Genomic DNA, 24,656 nt, shown 5'->3' on the forward strand with positions numbered 1-24,656 from the left:
GTGATCAAAATTGAAGATTATCCATTAAGCAGGGTGCCACAGGATAAAAGAGTTTCATTTTTAAGTGTTGCTATTGTTCATATGGGGATGCTGACCGCGCTGGATCAATTTATGCTCGGTGCTGTACTCGGTAACTCTATGACACTGACTGATGCGTTTACTGCAATTCTTATCGGCAGCATAATATTTGGTGTGGTGACTTACGGGCTTGGATTGGCGGGGATGCGTGAGGGTATTTCTGGCAGCTTATTGGCCCGTTGGTGTGGCTTTGGGCGCTTAGGGTCAGTATTAATTGGGGTTGTGGTGGCAATTAGCCTACTCGGTTGGTTTGGCATTCAAAATGCTATTTTCGCTAAATCACTTGATTTTGCTTTGGGCCATAAACTCGGATTTGGATTCGCGGCGGCTTTATCGGGGAGCCTGCTGACTATCTTGGTCGCGTTTGGTTTTAAAGCATTGCGCATTGCCGCCCGAATTGCCGTGCCGATGTTTATTCTGTTGGTGGCTTATATCTCAATTAGCACCTTGTCCGGCCATAATTTGAATGAAATTATTCAGTTGCTCCCGCCTGGTGAATCGTTATCTGTCAGCGCGGGTATTACAATCGTGGTCGGTGGGGCGATTGTGGCGAGCCTAATGACGCCAGATCTGACGCGCTATTCCCAAAACGGCAAGCATGTGCTTGGCGTAACAATATTTACTATCGTGGCTGGCGAATTTATTGTTAATGGGTTAGCAATCTTGATTGCTAAAACTCTCGGGACGGCTGACGTCGTGACTATCATGTCCCAAGCCGCTGGTGGTGTGGGTTTGCTGGTTGTGGTGTTCTCCACTTTAAGGGTCAATGACCTTAACCTGTACTCATCTTCACTCGGCATAGTTAATGCAGTCGAAGGGCTGACGGGCAAAAAACTGAAGTATTTATCAACCACTTTGGTCATTGGTGTGCTGGGTACCACATTGTCGGTACTCGGGATACTTGACCGGTTTGTCGATTTCCTAACCGTGCTTGGCGTGGTATTCCCACCGATTATTGGCATCATGTTGGTGGATTATTACGTGTTGCGCTCTCATCGCAAAATCCTGGATAAAAGTCGACAGGAGGGAATATTGCCTGATGATTCGCAAACACCGGTTATTGGCTGGGCCGCGATTATTGCCAGTATTGTCGGCAGTATTATTGGGCTGGTGACCGAGTGGGGGATTCCGACACTTAATTCACTGGTTGCTGCCAGTGTTATTTATTGGGTATTCAAAGTCGTGGTTAGACGTAATCAAAAACCAGTTGAATCAGAAGAAATGGTTTAATTTCCGGTTAAATAATATAAATACTCCCCCGAAGTATGGGGAGTATTGTTACCCTTCATTTCATTATTTCAACAAGAATGACTGACCCTGTTTCAGCACTAAATCACAGGCTTTGGTTTTAATTTTTTCCGTGATTTGCTCGCTGCCCAAGTCGTTCAAATTCAGGTTCTTCCCATCACCGGTTTTTAGCAATCCACCAAGGCCTTCTTGATAGTCCTGACTCTTGGCATTCTCAGTGCTAGTGATCCCCAATTTACTCATTAATTGATCTTTAATTGCCGTCGTGCCGTTGGCTGACAACACATTATTTTGAACGCAATACTGCAAAATACCCGCCGCATTGGTCATCGTGCTGGCACTCAATGCTTTATCGCCGCCATTGAGTAAACCGGTCAACGATGACAGTGAAGATGAGCTATCACCTGACTTACTATACTGATCCGCTGCACTTTTTACTGAGTCTAATAAGCTGTTTGCGTTAGCTGAGCCAGCCAGTAATGTGGTGGAAAAAGTCAAAGCCAGCACCAGGCGATGAGTCGTGTTCATAAAAACTCCTATTTGACTGTGGGGGAACAGTTCTGGATTAGCGAAATCATTATCTTCGGCGCTAAGAATAGCGCAATAGCGGAATTTTACTGATAGGTGTTATCTGATAATGTAGATATTTATCGTCAGCATCTCTTTGAGTTTGATGGCTGAATCGGTGAGTTGACTCTCTCGTCATGCTAGTGTTTTATAGCATTTATCTGAATGGACTGTTATTTATTTTAAAGGACTGTTATGCGCCAGTTATTTCTGCTGCTTTTTGTTCCCCTCTCATTATTTACCACATCAGTTTTGGCGATGGATTGCAGTAAAGCTAGCACACTGACTGAGAAAAATATCTGTGCCAGCAGCCAGCTACTGCAGTTGGATGCTGTGTTGAATAAAGATTATCAATCCTATTATATTCAACAGCAAAACAAAGCGGCAGCTAAGCAGCAGCAATTGGCTTGGCTAAAAGAACGTGACCAATGCCAAGATGAAATCTGCCTAAGTAATAGCATGATTAGTCGGATTAAAATGCTATCTGGCAGTGGCAATGTCTCTATTATTAAAGGGGCTTCTGAGCAGTGGGATTTTATTCTGAGTGTCGCGGGGTGTAATAATGATAAATCCTATTCAACCTGCGAAGGGGCGGGGGCGTTAGATATTTTCAAAAAAAATAGAGGCGATTTATTTCAACGGATTGCGATGGAAAATATCTTTATCGAGTTGGATACCAAAGGTAAAGCAACCGCTAATTTAATCGAGCTATATGGTGAGAATAACAGTGGGTTGGTTATCGAGGATATTAATTTTGATAATCATGATGATATCGCTTTGCGTAATGGAAATAGTGGCGCTTATGGCGGCCCATCCTATGACATTTATCTCTTTGATGTGGCCAAACAGCAATTTCGCATCAATGACAGCCTGACAGAACTGGCAAGTTCTAATTTGGGTTTATTCAGTGTTGATAAAAAGATGAAAACACTCAGCACTTTCACCAAAAGCGGGTGCTGCTGGCATCAATCTTCAACTTATCAGCTCGCCGATAATAAACCGACCCTGATTGAGGAAGTGACCGAAGCTTATTCAGGTGATGGTGAATTCGTGATACTGACGACCCGCGAATGGGTAAACGGTAAATGGAAAGTGACCGAGACGAAACAAAAGGCTGAATAAAATGTGGGCTGGCGAGGTGAGCAGCCAGTTTATCTATGGCCGCTTATTTGATTGCGTTATTTTGAGCCACTGCTAGCCGCAGCTCTATTATTCCATTGGCGGCTAACTTGGTTGCAATGAGGTCAGTAATAAGGCCAGCAGTGTGTCAATTTATTGAGTTCTTTGCGTCTGTGGTGACCAGAAAACGATTATGTTAATAGCCATATCTTAAGCGCAAAACCTCCGGATAAGGATTAAAGTAGCGTTGCTGGGATAGGTAGGCATCAGGGTATTCCGCCAGATAGTGTTGGAGCAAGGTAATAGGGGCGAGCAGCGGTTGGCTGCCTTGGCGATATCGCAGAATGAGTTGTGCCAATTCATTGCGCTGGCGTGGGCTAAGTTGGTGGCTGAAATAGCCTTGGATATGTTGTAAGACATTGGTATGCCCGCGGCGTGAGGAGCGGTGGCTCATCAGAGCCATCAGCCGATTGCGGTATTCAAAGGCGCACTCATTCATTGATTGCCACTGATCGAGCGCCGCCACAAAACGGCCCAATTCACGATAGGCGGGCTGTGAATGTGCCAGCAGTAATAATTTATAGCGGCTATGAAATGCGACCAAACTGGCGCGGCTCATGCCTTGTTGCCACAGCCGGTTAAACTCGTGCAAAGCATAAAGCCGCGCGACAAAATTCTCTTTCAATTCAGCATCACACAGGCGGCCATCTTCTTCAATGGGTAACCACGGCATTTGGCGCATCAATTCTTGGGTAAAAATACCTGTGCCACTTTTGCGGTTGTTCTTACCCTCGGCTTCATATACGCGCACCCGCTCCATGCCGCAGCTGGGTGATTTGGCGCAAACCACATAGCCACTGAGATGTTGTAGCCCAGCAATTTTTTTAGCTGAAAACGCCTGCATGGCGGATGTCAGGTCGGTTTCCGGTTGATTGCTAAAACTGATTCGGACTTCATTTTCCTCAGTTTTAACCAATCGCAGAGCAGGGCGGGGAGAGGGAAGGCCCAGTGCGATTTCGGGGCAGATGGGTTCAAAGTGCACCAAGGAGGCTAATTCGTCGGTGGCAAATGCCAGGCGTTTATGCCCACCATCAAAACGGACTTTTTCACCTAATAGGCAAGCACTGATGCCAACGATGATTTTGTCTGACATGGCGTTGCCTCACTCTCGATTAAGATTTGGGTTTATTTATCTTCATTATAGTTAAAACCAGAATTATCACTGCGTTCTGAGTTTGGCGAGTATTCACGAAATGAGCATAAGTGCGGGAAAGGAGGCAGGGCAGCGCGAGGTAGCGACTGCCCGCATCAATTAAGGCATTAAACCAATAAAGACGGTTTTCTTGCGCGGGCCGGTCATCAACCCCGCAAGTTGTTCGACACACTTGAGGTAATGGGGCGTTTTCTTATGTGCCGCCACCGCTTCTTCATCAACATAGGCTTCATAGATATAAAAGCGCGTTGGGATGGATTCATCCTGCAAGACATCAAAACGTAAATTTCCCGCCTCTTGGATTGACCCCAAATGATTGGCGCGGAAAACCTCAATAAACTGCGCAATTTTGTCAGCTTTTACATTAATTTCGACGAGGGTGACATGCATACCTTTCTCCTTGTCATTGCTTGCCAGCCACAGCTGGCCACCATATTGGCTCAACCTTTTTCATGTAAAAACAGTTTGTACGCCGTTTCTGCATTCTCGTTTTGATGCACGACAGCATGAACCGCTTTCAGCATGGCTATCGGCGCGGCTGATTGGAAGATATTGCGGCCCATGTCGACACCTGATGCCCCCTGATCAATGGCCTGATAGCACATTTCCAGAGCATCCCGTTCCGGTAACTTTTTACCGCCAGCAATCACGATAGGCACCGGGCAACCGGCAGCAATTCGTTCAAAACCACTGTCGACATAATAGGTTTTAATCACCTGGGCGCCCATTTCGGCGGCAATGCGAGTTGCTAAAGAGAAGTAGCGCTGGTCGCGCGCCATATCTTTACCCACCCCGGTGACGGCCATGGTGGGCATCCCATAGCGCAAACCTTGGTCAACTAACTGAATAATATTCTTAATTGACTGATGTTCGTGCTCGGTGCCGATATAAACCTGTGCCGCCACCGCGCAGGAGTTAAGCCGCAGCGCATCTTCCATCGCCACCGCTACCGCCTCGTTGGATAAATCAGTCAGAATTGAGTTTGCCCCGGATGCACGTAGCACTACTGGGCGATTGGCGGCCGCTGGCACAATGCTGCGCAAAATACCCCGGGTGCACATTAAGACATCGGCATAGTCAAATAGCGGGGCGATATTGATATCAATCCGCTCCAAGCCGGTGGTGGGCCCTTGGAAATAGCCGTGATCAAATGCCAGCATCACCGTGCGATTAGTTTTCGGGTTGAAAATCCGTGCCAGACGAGATTGCATGCCCCAATCGAGCGAGCCACAGCCTTTTAGCGTAAATGCCGGATTTTTCTGCGGCACGCCAATACCGAAATCTTTACCGTCTTTAATATCGTCTAAATCAGCCATCTGTAATTACTCCAACCGGAGGTGAGAAAGAATATTGTGGCCCGCTGCATTGGCGGCGGGCCGTCGAGATTAAAAATCGTATTTGTCGATGTTTTCTTTGGTGAAAATGACCCGCTGTGGCAGTAAGACAATGCCGTTGCCTTTGGCTTCAAAGTCATAACCTTGCGCACTGTTTGGCACCACTTCGACCAGGCCAATGTTCGGAATATCTATTTTATCGCCGACATTCAAATCACCTTTTTTCAGCATTTCATTGGCGACGTATACTGAGATTTTGCCTTGATTAACCACATCCCACAGGCCGAATTCCTTGACCGTGCCGCGCTCAACATAAGGGCGCATCACATTCGGGGTACTGAAACCGACGATGGCCACATTGTCGCGTTTCAGGTTCTCTGCGGCCTGGGCCGCGGCCGGGAGGGCGTTGGCATCAGGAGCAATAATGGCATCGAGATCACCATAGGCTTTCAAAATACCCTCGGCGGTTTGTAATGATTTGGTGGCGTCGTTATAGCCAAACTGGGTGGTGACAATTTCCCAGCCGGGGTGCTCTTGCTGGATTTTTTTCTTCGCTTCATTCACCCACTGATTCTGGTCAGTCACTGTTGGGCTGGAATAAAAGAACGCCACTTTGGCTTTGTCTTTTTTCACCTGATTTGCCGCCATATCGACCAGCATTGAACCCAATTGATTTGGAGTACCTTGGTTGATATACACCGAGCGGCATTCTGGTTTAGTGTCTGAGTCCCAAGTCAGAATTTTGACGCCCCGTTGCATTGCGCGTTTTAATGCCGGGCATAGGCCATCGGGGGAAACCGCAGAGACCACAATGGCGTTATAGCCCTGATTGACGAAGTTATTGATCAACTGAACCTGGCCGGAAACACTCGGTTCGGTCGGGCCATCATAGGTCACATCCACCCCCAGCTCTTTACCGGCATCGACAGCACCTTTACCGCCGCTGGTGAAGAAGCCGACCCCGACCAATTTCGGGATAAATGCAATGCGTTCCGCCGCTTGTGCGGCACTGATAGAGCTAAAAGTGATATAGGCAAATCCGAGGGCACAAACCAGCGCCAGTTTTTTTAATCTTGGTATTTTCATGGCTATCTCCGATATAGGTATAGAGGTGTTGGCAATTTCTTTATAAAAAAGAGCAGGTTAAACAACAGTATTTTTGCGACGTTGCAGCCATTCATAAATCAAATGCCGGTGCAAGCTGATAGAGCGCCCGACAACGACCAGAATCAGTAATGCACCGGACAGCGCGCTGGATATTTGATTGGGGGTACCAATCATTTGCAGGCCTTGTTGCAAGTAACCCACCAGTAAGACGGCCAGTGCTGTGCCCAGAATTGAGCCGGAGCCGCCATAAATATTGGCGCCTCCCAATACGACAGCGGTGATAGCAGGCATCAGGAATGATGCCCCTAAGTCAGATCGTGCCGAGCCAAAGTAAGACACCAACAAGACGGCGGCAATGGCGGAGGCCACACCGGTCAAGGCATACAAGAGGCACAAGGTGCGTGCGACGGGCAGGGCGCTGTAGCGTGCTACCCGGCTGTTTTGCCCGATAAGAAAAACGTTACGGCCACTGTGGGTGCGGTGCATCAGTAACCAGAACAGCAACACGCAAACCATAAAGACCACCAATGGGATCGGCAGGCCGAAGAGAGTTTGGTTGGCGAAATCAGTAAAGGCTGCTGGGAAGCCGCCAATGCCTTCATAACCTGTGGCCCCAGAGATCCCGGACAATAGCAGGGCGCTGCCGCCAAACAGGTACATGGTGCCGAGGGTGATCACCAGTGGGTTGACGCCGGTGTAAAGAATCAGCCCGGCATTAATCAAACCGCAGAGTGCGCCCACCAAAAATGTCAGCGGGATGGCGATACTCATGGGAACGCCCGCCTGAAACATCACGCCAAGGAATATTGAACACAATCCAATGGTGGAACCAAATGAGATGTCGATGCCACCACTGACAATCACCATGGTGAGTGGCAGGGCGACTATCCCGATGCAGATAAAATCACTGGTACTGAACAGCAGCACATTGATATCCAGCATGCGCGAATTTGATAAGCCAAACAGCAGGATCTCCAGCACCAACAGTGCAGCCAGGGCCAGTTCCCATCCATAACGCCGATAAAAGTTTGTGTACAGACTCATGGTGCCACCTCTTTTTTATACTCTTTGGCTACAGTGGTTTTCTTCTTATTGGCCCTGACTGGCTGGGCATTGAACCTGGCATATTTCTGTTGGCGAATATTGCGCTCGACAGCGCAGCGCAAGCGGCCATCGAACACCAGCACGGCCAGCAGTACCAGACCGGCGATAAAGTCATTCCACCAGGCCGGCAGGCGCAGCAATACCAGCACGCTATCAATCTGAGTCAGTAGATAAGCCCCGAGAATGGCACCAAGGATGGTCCCGGTGCCGCCGAGCAAGCTGATCCCACCGAGAACACAGGCGGCAATAGCTTTCATTTCCAGACCGCTGCCGGTCTGGTTAGGGATAAAGCCAATTTGGGAGGCAAAGACTATCCCGGCCAGCGCGGCCATCACGCCATTCATTGAGAAAGCAAAGATACGAATGCTATCTGTGCGGATCCCCAGTTGACGTGCGCCCTGTAAGTTATCGCCAGTGGCATACAAGCTGCGGCCAAAGGCGGTTTTCCCCAGCAAGATGGCCATGGCTACAATCAGCAACATAATCAGCCAGCCAATGGGTGAGATAGAAAACAGAATTGGCGTTGATAAACTTTTCAGATCCGCCGGTAGCCCTTCAATCCATTTGCCGCCGGTCAGCAGCAGCATTAAGCCGCGATATAACCCCAAAGTGCCCAATGTGGCGACAATTGCCGGAATGCGCAGCCAGGTCACCAGAATGCCATTAAAGAAGCCGGTTACCATGCCGACGAGCAGAGCAAACAGGCAGGACAGCGCCAGCCCGAAGCCAGCATTGAGCGCCATACCGACAGTCACCGCACATAAACCAGTGATTGAGCCGACTGACACATCAATATTGCGGGTTAACATCACCAAAGTCGCGCCGATAGCCAGCAGGATAAGAATCTGCGCGCTGCTGAAGATCATGGTGAAAGTTTGTAAATTGAAGTAATTTCTGTCGATGACACCGAGCAGGGCAAATAAGGCGAGGATTGCCAGCAGCGCCGTGGCTTCGCGGTTATTTTGGATGAATTTCAACATGATGCGCCCTCATTTTCAGCAGGCTGATGGGTGTCGGTATGATGTTCACCGAAAGCCAAATGCATAATGGTGTCGACATTCATGGCGCTGCCCTCTAGTGCGCCACTGATTTCCCCCTGGTGCATCACCAACACGCGATCCGCCATTTGCACCACTTCTTCCAGATCAGACGAGATAAAAATGATCGCCACATGTTGATCTGCAATGCTGCGGATCAATTGATAAATATCACTGCGGGCTGCTACATCCACCCCACGAGTCGGCTCATCAATAATGAGTAGCAGCGGATTTGCTTCCAGACATTTGGCAATCAGCAGTTTTTGCTGATTTCCCCCGGATAAAGTACGAACGGGCTGCTCAAGGTGGCTGAATTTGATATTCAACGCGCGACGATAGCGCTCCAAAATGGCGGCTTCTTGGGCGGGATGAGTCCAAATCCCTTGATGACCTTGCGTCAATGAACAGACATTCCAGCTCAAAGGGGCATCCAGATACAGCCCGGAGGCTTGGCGGTCTTCCGGCAGGTAAACCAGGCCGGTTGCCAGGCGGTTGACGGTCTTCATGCTGGTGATGTCGATATCCTCCAGCATGACGCTGCCGCCGCTGGCCGGCCGTAAACCATAGAGGGTTTCAGCCAATTCAGTGCGCCCAGCCCCCACCACCCCGGCTAACCCCAGAATTTCACCGGCGTGAACTTCAAAGGAGATATGGGCAAAACCTTCGCCGCTCAGGTCATTCACTTGTATCACCGGCTGATTGGATTGCGCCCGTGCTTGGGAGCGGCGGTTGCCGGGCAACTCTAGCCATAACTTTTGGGTATCAGATAATTCGCTATTTTTAGCTTGCGGGGTAATTGCCTGAATAATGGTCTCGGTGGAAAAATCGCTAGTGGCCCCGCTCAGCGCAATACCGCCATCGCGCATCACACTGACCCAATCGGCCAGTTGACGAATTTCCGGCAATTTGTGGGAGATAAACACCACCCCGACCCCTTGGCTCAATAACATTTTTATTTGGCTAAATAAGCGATGGGTTTCCGCCGGTGTTAGTGAGGCGGTGGGTTCATCAAGGATCAAAATCCGGGAGTCACGCATTAGGCCGCGCATGATTTCGACTAATTGTTGGTCAGCAACATCGAGCGAACCGGCGCTGACGGATAAATCTAAATGGCAGCCCAAACTTTGTAGCAATTGGCGCATTTTGTTTTTGTCAGCCTGATGCTTGGGCAGCCGGAACAGAATATTTTCCTGCACGGACAGATTGGCAAACAGCATCGGCTCTTGCGGCACCAGATAAATCCCAAGCTGGTGGGCCTTGGCCGGGGTGAGATTTAGGCAAGGTTGCCCATTGATTTCAATCGAGCCGCTGTCTGGCGGCAGTACCCCGGCGATGATTTTCATCAAGGTTGATTTACCCGCTCCATTCCCCCCTAGCAGCGCGTGGACTTGGCCCGGTTGCAGAGTAAAGTCGATACTTTTCAATACCACTACGCCGGAAAATTGTTTGCTAATACCACGAACCTGGAGCAGCGCTGGTGGGGGAATATGGGTATTCGGCATTGTGACTCCAGGTGAACAAAAATAATTTAAAATTAAAAGTGTTCAAAAAAGATAGCCGTATAATCCCATTCACGGCGTAATCAAGATCACATTTTCGTGAATAAAAAAATTTAAATTAAAATGTGTTCAAATATGTTGGTTAAGCTGTTAGCGTAGTTATCAATTGAGATTTAACATTCGTTGTTCAGTGATTGCGCTGATGAATGATGAAAAGCATCAGAAGAGAAATGTCGGTAATGATGAAAGAAAAAGCGGTAACAAAAGAAAAACCTATGTCGTCCAATGATGAATACAAATATCCGGGTAATAGCATGAGTGAAGAGGAACTGCTCGCTCGCATTGCGTGGTTTTATTATCACGATGGCTTAACACAAGGGGATATTGGTGAACTGCTGGGGCTGACCAGATTGAAGGTCTCCAGATTACTGGAGAAAGGCCGACAGTCGGGGGTGATCCGGGTGCAGATTAATTCGCGCTATGAGGGTTGTCTGGAACTGGAAAATTCGCTGCAACAGCATTTTGGCCTCAAACATATCCGCATTTTGCCGTCACTGGCTGACCTCAGCATTAATAGCCGGTTAGGCATTGGTGCTGCCCATTTATTGATGGCATTGATACAACCGCAGCAGCTACTGGCGGTCGGCTTTGGCGAAACGACGATGTGCGCCTTACAGCATCTGAGTGGGTTTATTGCTTCACAGCAGGTGCGGTTGGTCACTCTCTCCGGCGGCGTGGGGTCTTATATGACCGGGATTGGTCAGCTCGATGCCGCCTGTCAGGTCAGTATTATTCCTGCGCCACTGCGGGCCTCCAGTGCAAAAGTTGCTGAAACATTCCGCCAAGAAAACAGTGTGCGCGATGTGATGTTGGCGGCACGGGCGGCGGATGTTGCGGTGGTCGGTATTGGCTCGGTGAATCAGCAAAAGGAAGCCACTATTTTGCGCTCCGGCTATATCGGTGAGGGCGAACAATTGATGTTCAGCCGCAAAGGGGCGGTCGGCGATATCCTCGGCTACTTTATGCAAGCTGATGGTGCATTGGTGCCGGATATGCAAATTCACCAAGAGTTGATTGGTATTTCATTGGCAGAGCTGACCAATATCCCGACAGTCATTGGTGTGGCCGGTGGGGTAGAAAAATCAGAAGCTATTGTTGCGGCTTTACAGGGCAAATATGTGAATGCCTTAGTGACTGATGAGCTGACAGCGCGTTCAATCATCAAACTGATTTAATGGGCTATTTGGCTTATCAGCTTGAGATTGGGCAGTGCGCAATCTGATGACGAAAAGAGCACCCTAGCTTTGGTTATTTTCTAAGTAATAGGCAGTAGAGGGCAGGTTTATTCATAAATTTATATAAAACAGGGGATAGCGTAATGAGTCAATTCTCGACGACCGCCCCATCGGGTGATTATCTGATGGCTCTGGATGCAGGCACCGGCAGTGTTCGGGCGGTGATATTTGACCTTAATGGTCATCAGATAGCCGCTGGACAGGCTGAATGGCGACATCTGCCCGTCCCCGATGTCCCTGGGTCGATGGAGTTTGACTTAGCGACCAACTGGAAATTGACCTGCCAGTGCATCCGTCAGGCATTGCATCAGGCTAAATTACCCGCCAGCGCTATCCGTGCCGTTGCGGCGTGTTCCATGCGCGAGGGCATTGTGCTCTATGACCGCAGTGGTCAGCCAATTTGGGCCTGCGCCAATGTGGATGCGCGCGCCAGCCGCGAAGTCAGCGAATTGAAAGAATTGCACAACTATGGATTTGAACTTGAAGTCTATCAGTGCTCTGGCCAGACACTGGCACTCAGCGCGATGCCCCGGTTACTGTGGCTAGCGCATCATCGGCCAGATATTTATCGCCAGGCCGGTACATTAACCATGATAAGTGATTGGCTGGCGAATATGCTCAGTGGCGAATTGGCGGTGGATCCCTCCAATGCGGGCACCACCGGGATGCTGGATTTAGTCACCCGCAACTGGCAGCCGAATTTGCTGGAAATGGCCGGGTTACGTGCTGATATTTTATCACCCGTCAAAGAGACGGGCAGCTTGCTCGGGCAGGTCACGGCACAAGCTGCAGAAGAGTGTGGTTTGCTGGCCGGAACCCCGGTGGTAATGGGCGGGGGGGATGTCCAGCTCGGCTGCTTAGGGCTTGGTGTGGTGCAGCCGGGGCAAACCGCGGTATTGGGCGGGACTTTCTGGCAGCAAGTGGTTAATTTGCCACAGCCAATCACAGATCCCAATATGAATACACGCATTAATCCTCATGTTATTCCCGGCATGGTACAAGCGGAGTCCATCAGCTTCTTCACCGGCTTAACCATGCGTTGGTTCCGTGATGCTTTTTGCGCCGAAGAGAAATTACTCGCCGAGCGACTGGGTATTGATACCTACAGCTTGCTGGAGGACATGGCGGCGCGGGTGCCTGCGGGGGCTTATGGGGTGATGCCAATTTTCTCTGATGTGATGCGCTTTAAGTCCTGGTATCACGCCGCGCCTTCATTTATTAACCTGTCACTCGACCCTGAAAAGTGCAACAAAGCCACCTTATTCCGAGCACTAGAAGAAAACGCCGCGATAGTATCGGCCTGTAATCTGGCACAAATTGCGGAGTTCTCCGGCGTCAAAGCTTCCTCCGTGGTATTTGCGGGCGGCGGTTCAAAAGGTAAATTGTGGAGCCAGATTCTGGCCGATGTGACCGGTATTCCAGTCCGAGTGCCGGTTGTTAAAGAGGCCACGGCTTTAGGCTGTGCCATTGCCGCCGGGGTGGGGGTCGGGCTGTATGACGCGCTCGATAAAACCGGTGAGCGGTTGGTGCGCTGGGAGCGGGAATACCAACCAAACAGTGAGCATCAGGCACTTTACCAAGCGGCCAAAACTAACTGGCAAGCGGTGTATACCGACCAATTATCGCTGGTGGATAGCGGGTTGACGACGTCGCTGTGGAAAGCGCCGGGCCTGTGAAATTAACTATCTTGTTGGGCAGTTTGAGCTTCGGAGCCGTGCTCAAGCTGCCCGCAGCGATAACGTCAATGGGTTTAGTTGGGTAAGCCAACAGCAAAAACCATTGCTATGTCGCAAGTGCTTGGATAGCATTGTTGCCCCCTTTTGTTGCCGATGATGCCACATTCGATGATGAATACATCAAACAAGACTGAATCACCTGCTGGGCAATTTAACCTGCCAAGTTTGTTGCAGATGAAAGAGAATGTTCAACGCATTTTAGTGATTAAGTTGCGTCATTTCGGCGATGTTCTCCTCACAACTCCGTTGCTAAATACGTTAAAAGCCAATTATCCGCAGGCCAAGGTTGATGTGCTGCTATATGGTGGCACGCAAGATATGCTGCGGGAAAACAAAACAGTTAATCACGCGTTTATTGTGGACCGTGGCCTCAAACATGCGGGCTTAAAGGCTCAAATCAGTGGTGAAAAAGCGCTGTTTGCGGCTTTGAAAGCACACCATTATGATTTAATCCTCAATTTATCTGATCAATGGCGAGCCGCAGCCTATTGCCGGTTATTAAAGCCGGGCTTCAGCATTGGTTTTCATTATCCCAAACGCGATACCTGGTTGTGGCGTTATTGCCATTCCACACTCGTCGATATACCAAATGCCGCCGAGCGACACACTGTTCTCAATAATTTGGACATTCTTGCGCCATTACAACTGACCAATATCAGCACTGACGTCACCATGTCTTATGGGCCGCATGATATTGAGCGAGTAAAACAATTGTGTCAGCAACGTAATATTGCTGATTACATATTGATTCAACCCTCTGCTCGCTGGAAATTCAAAACTTGGGCCAGTGAATCATTCAGTCAATTGATAAACCATCTTACGGAGCAAGGCGAAACTGTGCTGCTGACCGGTGGTAAAGATAAAGCTGAGTTGGATTATATTGCCGAAATTATTGCAGGCTGCGCACAGCCAGAAAAAGTGATTAATTTATCCGGCCTTTTGGCGCTGCCAGAACTTGCCGTCCTGATAGATAACGCTAAGCTATTTATTGGTGTCGATTCCGTGGCGATGCATATGGCTGCTGCATTACAAACTCCTGCGGTGGTGTTATTTGGCCCCAGTAATCTGCACCAATGGCACCCATGGCAAGCGCCACATACCCTTTTATGGGCGGGTCATTACCGCACTTTGCCACATCCTAATGAGATAGATACTGACACCACGGATCGTTATTTGAACGCTATCCCAGTGAATGATGTCATAGATGCCGTTGATGCTTGGCGTACGCAGAGCCGATAACGCGTCAATCACAGATTTGTATCAGCCAATTTTTGGCCTTCCAAGCAGCTTAAGCTGAGAGAATTATGATAACCCCATCGACTTCTGCGCCGGGCATCTCCCCGTCTAACCTGCGTAGTGACATGCTGAGCAGTATTGCTGCACTGCTACTAGGTATTGCTTTACCAACCTCTAATCCACTTATTAATATCTCGCTGGTTTTAATCCTAATCAGTTTGGTGATTCATCGTAAATCGCTGCAATTAAAACCGTTACTGACGAACCCACTAGTCTACCTACCGGCGATCATGTTTATCTTATTGGCGCTGTCATTGCTGTTTCATCACAACAGCTATGGCCCGGATATGGTGGGTAAAGATAAGAAATTTCTTTATATCCTGCCATTGGCATTGTTCTTTATTCACCACCCACAGCGGGTAAAACTTTTTTGCATCGGTTTTTTAACCGCCAATGCTGTGGTGCTGGCGGGTAGCTTGGCTGTGGGAGTATTACACATTCCGCTGGGCAATATTGACCCTGCCAATCCAACCATCTTTAAGCTGCAAATTACGCAAAACTTCTTTCTTGCCTTGTCGGCGATGCTGTGACTGATGCTGGCGTTTAAACATCAGGGTTGGAAACGTTGGGCCTACACTCTACTTGTCGTCGCGGCCTGCTACAGTGTTCTGTTCTTGGTCTTGGGCCGAACAGGGTATGTCGCGCTCGTTGTTGGGTTGGGTGTATGGCTGTTCTTCTCTCTGGGGAGCCGCCAGCGCTGGTTATTGGTTGCGATGGGGGGCTTCGCCTTTGCTGCACTGCTGCTTATCCCCAATAAAGCGACGGAACGTATTACGCAGGGTGTTGATGAAATTAAAGTTTGTATGACGGCATCTTCAGGTGATGCCGGTGGTGCTTGCCGTACTTCGATGGGGCAACGTTCAGTTTTTGCGATTGAGGCGGCTCGGTTGATCAAAGAAGCGCCGATGCTGGGGCATGGTGCCGGTGGGTTCTATTATGAAGACCCGACAATAAACTACAAAATCAATAACCCACATAATCAGTATTTGTTGGAGACTGTCCAGTCAGGTGTTATTGGTTTGCTTATCTTCCTGGCCTGGATTGTCTGTTGTTACCGTGTTATTTGGCAGCAGACACCGGCTCTACGTAATGTCTTGCTGGCAATATTGACCAGTTATATGGCCTGTAACTTCTTTAATTCATTCTTGCTGGATTCTTCTGAAGGCCACCTATTTATGATTTTTGTCGCCATTTTGGCGGGGTATTCCGTAACAAGTGCTCAGCAGAATTCGGATAAGCGATTGACACAATAGCGAATATCTCGAGTAAACAGAATATATAACTAGCTAAGAAACGGTCCCACTGGGGGCCGTTTTCGCTTATTTCATCAATATAGCCAGGCAAGATATCAGGTATTTCAGTATCAAACATCAATTCTTCTAATACCGTCAATGAGAAAAGTCTGTATTTTATTATTAATATTAATGAGTTACTGATTTATTTTGTTCTGTGTGATTTATTTTCATTGAAGTAAAACACTGATATTTGATTTTTATGAAGCGGTGTATGGCGGCGATTCACTTTAGGGAAATGTAAAAATCAATAATTAACATTAAATCAACAATTATTGCCGAAATCTAAATGAATACTAAATAAAACCTAAATAATGACTATCCTATCACTGGTTTTATTGATTTTTGGAGCCAGAGTGACTACTCGTCTGATTATAAAAAAGAGATTTAGTTTGGTTTTATAAAAACCAAAACACAGGTTATAAGTTTCGCCATTGTTTGTTTTTTATCTGTAATTAAGAGGGGTGATACAAAATTGGGATTATGCAGGGAAAGAGAATTTTTCTAAGAAATGGACTATTTCTTTAAAAGAAAAAATTGAGCTCAACTTGTTGATTTATATTGATTTATATTGATTTATATTGATTTTTTAATTTAATTTCTAGGGCTTAATCATTAAGACTAGACCATGGGTTTAGCCTGTGCAACATGGTGTTAATTCTATTTATGCCCGCATGATTGAAAAAGTGTACCCATTGGAATCATCCTAAATTGCTTATATAAAGAAAACAGATTTCTATGCTAATGGAGTGGCTTTTATTTGGTTAATTCAACTGGCGAGTTTTTTCTTAAATATATGAAATGATGATGTAGATCACTATTACAAAATTTTGATGTATGTGATAGTTTTTTCAATAATTTACATATTGTAAGATTTGGTCTACTTTCCGGGCATTATGCAATAGTTTTAAAGGAAGCTATGATAACTATGTATTTTATATGGTAAGTGGGTCCAGGCGAATCTGTTGGTGGGATAAACAGAATCTACGTTTAATTTAATTTATCCAACGTCATTGAGAACATCATGGCCAATTCATCTACGAATAAATTATCTTTGCCGGCCCTAACATCTTTAGTGGTCGGTTCAATGATCGGTGCCGGTATATTTTCATTACCCGCAACTTTCGGCAGAGCAACGGGTGGGTTTGGTGCACTCATCGCCTGGTGTATCGCGGGTGGTGGGATGCTAATGCTGGCTTTTGTTTTCCAAACATTAGCTCAACGCAAACCTAATCTCGATTCCGGTGTATTCATATATGCAAAAGAGGGATTTGGCGATTATCTTGGTTTTGCTTCTGCATTAGGTTTCTGGGCCGGTACGTGTATTGGTAACGTTTCTTACTTTGTGCTTATCAAATCAACATTAGGGGCATTCTTCCCTATATTTGGCGACGGTAACACTATTCCTGCGGTATTAGTGGCCTCCGTGATTCTATGGGGATTCCATATTCTGATTTTGCGCGGTGTTAAAGAAGCGGCGGCGATTAATACCATTGCCACCTTTGCCAAAATAATTCCTATCTTCATTTTTGTCATCGTCCTTATCTTTGCTTTCAAAGGTGATGTGTTTGCCCTGAACTTCTGGGGCACGCCAGATGTGGTTAAAAGCGTTGATTTATCTCACCTGAATGACTACGGCTATGTCGGCCATGCGGCGGCAGTTCTGCCTGCGGTTGTTGAACCTGAATCTTTATTCTCTCAAGTGCGTAGCACCATGTTGGTCACAGTGTTTGTGTTCTTAGGCATTGAAGGCGCGAGTGTTTATTCGCGTTACGCTAAAGAACGTAGCCATGTGGGTATTGCCACGGTTCTGGGCTTTATCGGCGTGCTGTGCTTATTAGTGCTAATCACCATGTTGTCTTACGGTGTATTACTGCGCCCTGATTTAGCGGCATTACGTCAGCCGTCTATGGCCGGAGTCCTAGAAGCTATTGTGGGGCGCTGGGGCGCAATCTTTATTAGCGTAGGTTTGATTATCTCAGTATTGGGTGCTTATTTATCTTGGTCACTGCTGGCAGCCGAAGTGCTGTTCTCGGCGGCGAAAAGTAAAAGCATGCCAAAAGTATTCGCGACTGAAAATAGCAATGCGGTGCCTTCAGCAGCGGTCTGGCTGACCAATATCTTTATTCAAGTGTTCTTAATTCTGACACTGTTTACTGATTATGCTTTCCAACTCGCATTGGAATTAACCAGCTCACTCACCCTTATCCCTTATTTGCTGGTTGGGGCATATGGGCTAAAACTGGCTTGGACGGGTGAAACTTACGAAACAAATACCCGCGGTCACAGAAAAGATCTTATTTTTGCCCTCATCGCGACATTCTATTCCGCACTAATGATTTATGCGGGCGGTCTGAAATACTTGCTGCTATCGGCCATTATTTACGGCCCGGGCACAATTTTGTATTTGATTGCCAAACGTGAACAGCATCAAAAAGCATTTAATACCTACGAAAGAATACTGTTTATTGTTCTGATTGTGGCTGCAGTTGCTGCGATTTATAGCATTGCCACCGGGATTATCACCATATAATTTATTGGAGTTCTTATGTCAGATAAAGCTAAGAAAACTCACGCGAAGACTAAGTTTGGCGTTCACTCTGAAGTCGGGAAATTGCATAAAGTGATGGTTTGCGCGCCAGGGCGTGCCCATAACCGCCTGACTCCAAGTAATTGTGATGAATTATTATTTGATGATGTTCTGTGGGTAGAAAGAGCTAAACGCGACCATTTTGATTTTATGACCAAAATGCGCGAACGCGGTGTTGATGTGGTTGAGATGCATAATCTGCTGGCTGAGACGGTGGCCATCCCGGCGGCGAAAAAGTGGATTTTAGACCAGCAAATTGTGCCGAATGAAGTGTCATTGGGCATCTTGCAAGAAACTCGCAGCTACCTGGAAAGCCTGGAGCCGCGAGTGCTAGCCGAAGTGCTGATTGGCGGTTTGTCTACCACTGAGCTGCATAAAGACGGTAAATGCGACAAAGAAGAACTGAAGCTGATCCGCGAAGCGGTTGGCATCACGGAATATTTGCTCCCTCCGCTACCGAATACACTGTATACCCGCGATACCACCTGTTGGATTTATGGCGGTGTGACCCTGAACCCACTGTATTGGCCGGCACGTCATGAAGAAACTATCCTGACCACCGCCATCTATAAATTCCACCCAGACTTTGGCGACGCGAATGTGAAAGTATGGTGGGGCGATCCGACACAGCACCACGGTACCGCCACATTGGAAGGTGGTGATGTGATGCCGATTGGCAATAAAACGGTGTTAATCGGCATGAGTGAGCGCACCTCTCATCAGGCCATTACACAGTTGGCTCAATCACTGTTTAAAAATAGCGCTGGGCAAGTCGAGCGCGTGATGATTGCCGCTATGCCAAAACTGCGTGCTGCCATGCACTTGGATACGGTATTTACTTTTTGCGACCGTGATGTCGTGACTCTTTACCCGGCAATTGTGAATCAGATTCAGACTTTCTCATTACGTCCAGACAGTGGCCCAACCGGCATTAAATTAAGCCGCGACAAAGGCACATTTGTTGAGGCAGTGGCCGGCGCACTGAACCTGAAAAAACTGCGTGTAGTAGAGACCGAAGGTAATGATTACGACACCGAACGCCAACAGTGGGACAGCGGCAATAACATGGTCGCATTGTCGCCAGGTGTCGTTCTAGCCTATGACCGTAATACCAAAACCAACACCCAACTGCGTAAAGAAGGGGTGGAAGTCATTGAAATTGTTGGCAGTGAGTTGGGGCGTGGACGTGGTGGTGGCCATTGTATGACGTGCCCAATCATCCGGGATGCCGTCGATTACTAATCCCCTTCGGCCTTGCAGCCACAGGGTTGTTAGCTGCTCGCACTCACCCGAGTCACTGACTTGAGTCAGCTCATCGGGATTCGTTTGTTGGCAGCCTACCTGTGGCTCCAATGACTTTGGGGATGCCCTTCGGCCTTGCAGCCACAGGGTATTTGACGGGTTCGCTCTTAAAAAAATAGCCGATAGTGGGTAGCAGAACAGCGCTATTTTGCTATCGGCTATCGGTTTTTTAATACTTAAATGTGGTGGGCTGAGATGAAAAGGATCCTGGCGTGAAATATGTTTATGGCGTGTGCTTCTGCATAATCGTGGTGCTAACCACACTGTTTGCGTTCCAAAATAGTGGAACAGTGAACTTATCTTTACTTTTCACGCAAATAACACTACCCATTTCAGTACTAATTGTGCTGATCTATTTTTTAGGAATGTTTACCGGGGGATTATTAATCACACTGATAAGAGCGCTGGTACGTAATATGGCGCAGAAAAACCGAGATATCTCGCGTTCTTGACGTTGTAGGGTGGCTAGCTCTGTGTACTGACTTGCGTAAGCTCATCGGTTCAATCGCATACAGCTTACCTGCAACTCCAATGACTTGGGGTATAAAAAGTGTGAATAACTAATCTGCAATAATTTTGAAAATCTGACTCAACGAGATCTTATAGTGAAGATAAAAACAGTAGTCACTCTGTTATTAGCGTTTCTTCTCGCTGCTTGCGACCGAACTCCCCCAGAAGTCGTGGAGAGTGTGCGTCCGGTAAAAATATTTACTGTTGAAGACAGTGGACAAAATGGGACTCGTTATTTCCCAGCCCGATTACAGGCGGGCGATGAAACCCAACTCTCCTTTAAACGCAGTGGGCAGTTGCAACAATTGCTGGTTCGCGAAGGTGAGCAGGTGAAAAAAGGCCAGGTTATCGCCAAACTGAATGACACTGACTTGAGCTTGCGAGTCAGAGATCGTCAGTCCACCTTTAATCTGGCTCGAGATCAGTTTAATCGTTTCAATACCTTGCAAGGGCAACGGGCCGTTTCACGCGCCGAGTTGGATGTTCGCCGCGCTGAGATGGAGTCCGCCCGAGCAGCGCTGGAAATTGCGCAAAAAGAGCTCAGTGATGCGACCATCACCGCACCTTTCGACGGTATTATCGCCAATGTTAATGTGCGGAATCATCAGGTAATGGCACCTGGCCAAACGGTGGCGACATTAAGTGCATTGGATACGCTGGATGTGGTCTTCAGTGTGCCAGAGCGTCTGTTTACCACATTGGATATCAGCAACCGCAACTACAAGCCGACGGTATTACTTAACCATTTGCCGGGGCGCGAATTTGTTGCTGAATATAAAGAACACACCACTTCGACGACTTCCGCTTCCCAGACTTTCCAGGTCACATTGACCATGAAACGCCCGGCAGATATGCCATTGCTTTCTGGTATTAGTGGCCGGGTAAGAATTAACTCTGGAAATCTTTCAGGGACTAACCACCCCACCATTGTGGTGCCAGTCGAGGCGGTATTTAACCCCGACACTACCCAGTTGAATGATGCTCGGGTTTGGGTCATCAAGAATGATGATGGTCAGATGCATGTTGAAGAGCGCAAAGTGCAAGTGGGCCAGCTAACAGCGAATGGCATTCAAATCACGTCTGGACTGGCTGACGGTGAGCAAATTGTCTCGGCCGGTACTGGTGAGCTTCGCCCCAATCAAATTGTCCGGGCTTGGGTTCGTGAGCGGGGTCTCTAATGAAGCTGCTTGATAATTTTATCAATAATACTACCCGTATCTGGTTAACAATTTTGTTGCTGGGTATTGGTGGCGTTATTGCCTATCTCAATATAGGTAGGCTGGAAGACCCCGCTTTTACCATCAAAACGGCGGTAGTGGTGACTCGCTATGATGGGGCATCGGCGCAACAGGTTGAGGAAGAAGTCACATTACCTCTTGAGAATGCCATTCAGGAGCTCTCTTATGTTGATGATGTGACCTCTATTTCCAGTGCCGGGTTGTCGCAAATCACTATCAATATTCGTGCGCAATATGGTGCGAATGAGTTGCCGCAAATCTGGGATGAATTACGGCGCAAAATAAATGATAACAGTGTGCGTTTGCCACCGGGGGCCAGTGCGCCGATGGTCAATGACGACTTCGGCGATGTGTACGGCTTCTTCTTCTCACTCACCGGGGACGGCTACAGCAATCAGGATTTACGTAACTTTGCTGAGCAGTTGCGGCGTGAGTTGGTACTGGTGCCCGGCGTCGGGAAAGTGGGGATTGTCGGTATCTTGCCGGAAGAAGTTCAGGTGGAGATTTCTCGCGCCCAGATGACGGCGGCCGGTATTACACCGCAGCAGTTGTCCGATTTGCTGGCGCGCCAGAATGTGGTGTCCGATGCCGGCCAGTTGCAGGTTGGCAGTGAGTCGATTCGTCTGCATCCGACCGGTGAATTCCAGAGTGTCCAAGAGCTTGGAAACTTACTGGTGAGTCAGCCTGGCAGCCCAAAAAGTGTCTATTTGCGCGACATCGCGACTGTGACACAAGGTTTTGGCCATTCACCGACTAATATTTATCGCGCTAATGGTAAGCCGGCACTGGCGCTGGGGATCTCATTTGCCCCGAATGTCAACGTTGTGAATGTGGGTAATGCCATTAAAGCTCGGCTGGCGCAGTTGGAGGGTGAGCGCCCGTCAGGCATGCATATCAATGTATTTTATGACCAGTCCCATGAAGTTGAAGGGGCGGTTAATGGCTTTATTCTGAACTTCCTGTTGGCGCTGTTAATTGTTGTTGTCACCCTGCTGATTTTTATGGGGGTGCGCAGTGGCGTGGTGATTGCCATCTCACTGGCACTGAACGTGCTCGGCACCTTGCTCATTATGTGGCTGTTTAATATTGAGCTACAGCGAGTGTCATTAGGGGCGCTGATTATCGCGCTCAGTATGTTAGTGGATAACGCCATTGTGGTGGTGGAGGGGATTGTGGTTGGCCGTCAGCGCGGCGAAAGCATTTCCACGGCCATCGGCAATGTCGTGAAGCGCTCAATGATGCCGCTGTTAGGGGCGACCATCATTGCCATTCTGGCCTTTGCCCCTATCGGCTTGTCTAATGATGCAACCGGTGAATACTGTAAATCGTTATTCCAGGTGTTGTTGATTTCTCTGATGTTGAGCTGGTTCACCGCCCTGACGTTAACGCCGGTCTTCTCCAAATGGGCATTTGATAATCAGAAACCGGCGAAAGTGGCGGCGGATGAACCCGCCAAGCAACCTTATGATGGTTGGTTATTCCGCTATTATCGCGTAGTGCTGAATAAGTTACTGCGGCATCGTACGGTGACTTTGGTGCTGCTGGCGACAATGTTAGTGGCGTCAGTCGTGGGCTTTGGTCATGTTCGCCAAAGTTTCTTCCCGCCATCAAACACACCTATTTTCTTTGTTGATATTTGGCTGCCGAATGGCACTGATATCAGCTATACCGAAGGGGTGGCGAATAAGGTCGAGCAGTATATCAAGCAGCAAACAGGGGTGGCTGACACCATGGCAACCATAGGTCAGGGCGCAATGCGCTTTATGCTGACTTATAACGCCCAACGTCACTATCCTAACTATGCGCAGGTGATGGTGCGCACTGAGCAGCTTGACCAGATCCCCGGTTTGATTGATGAAATCGAATCCTATATGCACGATGAATACCCGCAAGTTGATGCGCAGATAAAACGCATCATGTTCGGGCCATCAAACAACAGTTCCATTGAAGCCCGCTTTGTTGGTCCGGACCCAGAAGTGTTGCGTAGTTTGGCAGCACAGGCAGAAAAAGCGATTATTGCGGACCCGATGGCGGATGGTGCCAGGCATGATTGGCAGGATCGTAGCAAAATGATCCGGCCACAATTCTCTGATTATCTGGGCCGCGAGTTGGGGGTCGATAAACGTGAGGTTGATGGCACATTGCGCATGAGTTTTGGCGGCCTACCGGTAGGGTTGTACCGCGATGGTACTCGCCTGATGCCGATTGTCCTGCGCACACCGGATTCCGAGCGACTCAATGCTGAGCGGCTAAATGATGTGATGGTGTGGAGTCAGGCGCGGCAGGCCTTTATCCCGATTGATAATGTTGTCACCAGTTTTGAAACCGAGTGGGAAGACCCGCTGATTATGCGTTTGGATCGCAAGCGGACATTAACGGTGCAAACAGACCCAACCCAGCAGGGCGGGGAAACCTCAGCAGAGTTATTGCAGCGCATCAGGCCTGGGGTGGAATCCATCCAGCTGCCACGCGGTTATGAACTTGAATGGGGCGGTGACTATGAAAGTACCACAGAAGCACAACGGGGTATTTTCATCAGCTTGCCCATCGCCTTCCTGATAATGTTTGTGGTGACGGTCTTGATGTTTAGCTCGGTACGTAATGCTCTGGCTATTTGGCTGACAGTACCATTAGCCCTTATTGGCGTGACGGTCGGCTTCTTACTTACCGGTATTCCATTTGGTTTTATGGCGCTGTTGGGGCTGCTCAGTTTGAGTGGGATGTTGATACGTAACGGGATTGTGTTAGTGGAAGAAATTGGCTTACAGCGGCAGGAAAAACCGTTGCGTGATGCCATTATTGATGCTTCAACTGCGCGTCTGCGCCCTATCATGCTAACCGCGTTTACCACGGTATTGGGGCTGGCTCCGCTGCTGAGTGATGCTTTCTTCCAAAGTATGGCCGTGGTTATTATGTTCGGTCTGGGCTTTGCTACCGTGCTGACATTGCTGGTGTTGCCAGTGATATATAGCTGTATGAACCCGGAACCTAAAGATAAGGTGCACGATGAGCCGGTCAGTGAGTAACTTATGGTGTTATTGAATCTAAGATAACTTCAGCAGCCCCATTATTGGGGCTGTTTTTTTATGTG

General features: G+C 48.3%; 18 protein-coding genes and 1 pseudogene. 11 read left to right on the plus strand and 8 right to left on the minus strand.

Going from position 1 to position 24,656, the window contains the following annotated elements:
- Complete coding sequence (locus D5F51_RS02935; protein ID WP_025379633.1) at positions 1-1,308, plus strand: cytosine permease; 1,308 nt, start codon at positions 1-3, stop codon at positions 1,306-1,308.
- 63 nt (positions 1,309-1,371) lie between these two features.
- On the opposite strand, the gene D5F51_RS02940 is transcribed toward D5F51_RS02935, so the two are convergent.
- A complete protein-coding gene (locus D5F51_RS02940) occupies positions 1,372-1,854 on the minus strand; it encodes a YjjA family protein (protein ID WP_025379632.1) in 483 nt (160 codons plus the stop codon).
- A gap of 234 nt (positions 1,855-2,088) precedes the next feature.
- Here D5F51_RS02940 and D5F51_RS02945 point away from each other — a divergent pair, with 234 nt between their 5' ends.
- Positions 2,089-3,015 (plus strand): lysozyme inhibitor LprI family protein, encoded by a 927-nt coding sequence (locus D5F51_RS02945; protein ID WP_129195556.1) that lies wholly within the window; start codon positions 2,089-2,091, stop codon positions 3,013-3,015.
- A 193-nt stretch (positions 3,016-3,208) separates the two neighbouring features.
- Here D5F51_RS02945 and D5F51_RS02950 read toward each other — a convergent pair whose 3' ends face one another.
- The 7 genes from D5F51_RS02950 to lsrA all read right to left on the minus strand — a co-directional run bounded on the left by D5F51_RS02950 (position 3,209) and on the right by lsrA (position 10,309).
- Positions 3,209-4,165, minus strand: coding sequence for a YbgA family protein (locus D5F51_RS02950; RefSeq protein WP_129195557.1), 957 nt, complete (start codon positions 4,163-4,165; stop codon positions 3,209-3,211).
- 159 nt (positions 4,166-4,324) lie between these two features.
- Entirely contained in the window at positions 4,325-4,615 is a 291-nt protein-coding gene (lsrG, locus tag D5F51_RS02955) for a (4S)-4-hydroxy-5-phosphonooxypentane-2,3-dione isomerase (RefSeq protein WP_129195558.1), read from the minus strand.
- 50 nt (positions 4,616-4,665) lie between these two features.
- Positions 4,666-5,541: a 3-hydroxy-5-phosphonooxypentane-2,4-dione thiolase gene (lsrF, locus tag D5F51_RS02960; protein ID WP_025379628.1), complete on the minus strand. Its 876-nt coding sequence runs from the start codon at positions 5,539-5,541 to the stop codon at positions 4,666-4,668.
- 69 nt (positions 5,542-5,610) lie between these two features.
- Positions 5,611-6,645 (minus strand): autoinducer 2 ABC transporter substrate-binding protein LsrB, encoded by a 1,035-nt coding sequence (lsrB, locus tag D5F51_RS02965; RefSeq protein ID WP_025379627.1) that lies wholly within the window; start codon positions 6,643-6,645, stop codon positions 5,611-5,613.
- Between the two features lie 57 nt (positions 6,646-6,702).
- Positions 6,703-7,710 (minus strand): autoinducer 2 ABC transporter permease LsrD, encoded by a 1,008-nt coding sequence (lsrD, locus tag D5F51_RS02970; protein ID WP_087768437.1) that lies wholly within the window; start codon positions 7,708-7,710, stop codon positions 6,703-6,705.
- Complete coding sequence (lsrC, locus tag D5F51_RS02975; RefSeq protein WP_129195559.1) at positions 7,707-8,750, minus strand: autoinducer 2 ABC transporter permease LsrC; 1,044 nt, start codon at positions 8,748-8,750, stop codon at positions 7,707-7,709. Before lsrC ends, lsrD begins: the two co-directional genes overlap by 4 nt.
- Entirely contained in the window at positions 8,744-10,309 is a 1,566-nt protein-coding gene (gene lsrA, locus D5F51_RS02980) for an autoinducer 2 ABC transporter ATP-binding protein LsrA (protein ID WP_129195560.1), read from the minus strand. The genes lsrC and lsrA overlap by 7 nt, the downstream gene beginning before the upstream one ends.
- Before the next feature lie 239 nt (positions 10,310-10,548).
- On the opposite strand from lsrA, the gene lsrR reads away from it, so the two are divergent.
- The 9 genes and pseudogenes from lsrR to D5F51_RS03030 all read left to right on the plus strand — a co-directional run bounded on the left by lsrR (position 10,549) and on the right by D5F51_RS03030 (position 24,591).
- Positions 10,549-11,541 (plus strand): transcriptional regulator LsrR, encoded by a 993-nt coding sequence (gene lsrR / locus D5F51_RS02990; RefSeq protein ID WP_129199146.1) that lies wholly within the window; start codon positions 10,549-10,551, stop codon positions 11,539-11,541.
- 143 nt (positions 11,542-11,684) lie between these two features.
- Complete coding sequence (lsrK, locus tag D5F51_RS02995; protein WP_129195561.1) at positions 11,685-13,277, plus strand: autoinducer-2 kinase; 1,593 nt, start codon at positions 11,685-11,687, stop codon at positions 13,275-13,277.
- 168 nt (positions 13,278-13,445) lie between these two features.
- Positions 13,446-14,576 carry a putative lipopolysaccharide heptosyltransferase III gene (gene rfaQ, locus D5F51_RS03000; protein ID WP_129195562.1) on the plus strand — a complete coding sequence of 377 codons (1,131 nt, stop codon included), beginning with the start codon at positions 13,446-13,448 and terminating at the stop codon, positions 14,574-14,576.
- A gap of 65 nt (positions 14,577-14,641) precedes the next feature.
- Positions 14,642-15,886: pseudogene (waaL-ps, locus tag D5F51_RS03005) on the plus strand (O-antigen polysaccharide ligase WaaL-ps).
- 1,063 nt (positions 15,887-16,949) lie between these two features.
- Entirely contained in the window at positions 16,950-18,458 is a 1,509-nt protein-coding gene (locus D5F51_RS03010; protein ID WP_025379619.1) for an amino acid permease, read from the plus strand.
- A 15-nt stretch (positions 18,459-18,473) separates the two neighbouring features.
- Positions 18,474-19,757, plus strand: a complete 1,284-nt coding sequence (gene arcA / locus D5F51_RS03015; RefSeq protein WP_025379618.1) for an arginine deiminase — start codon at positions 18,474-18,476, stop codon at positions 19,755-19,757.
- Positions 19,758-20,029: 272 nt separating this feature from the next.
- Positions 20,030-20,269, plus strand: a complete 240-nt coding sequence (locus D5F51_RS03020) for a lipopolysaccharide assembly protein LapA domain-containing protein (RefSeq protein WP_087768434.1) — start codon at positions 20,030-20,032, stop codon at positions 20,267-20,269.
- 153 nt (positions 20,270-20,422) lie between these two features.
- Positions 20,423-21,505, plus strand: a complete 1,083-nt coding sequence (locus tag D5F51_RS03025) for an efflux RND transporter periplasmic adaptor subunit (RefSeq protein ID WP_129195563.1) — start codon at positions 20,423-20,425, stop codon at positions 21,503-21,505.
- Complete coding sequence (locus tag D5F51_RS03030; protein ID WP_129195564.1) at positions 21,505-24,591, plus strand: efflux RND transporter permease subunit; 3,087 nt, start codon at positions 21,505-21,507, stop codon at positions 24,589-24,591. Before D5F51_RS03025 ends, D5F51_RS03030 begins: the two co-directional genes overlap by 1 nt.
- The last annotated feature ends 65 nt before the right edge of the window (positions 24,592-24,656 follow it).

This window comes from Yersinia hibernica (assembly GCF_004124235.1).
Taxonomy (GTDB): Bacteria; Pseudomonadota; Gammaproteobacteria; order Enterobacterales; family Enterobacteriaceae; genus Yersinia; species Yersinia hibernica.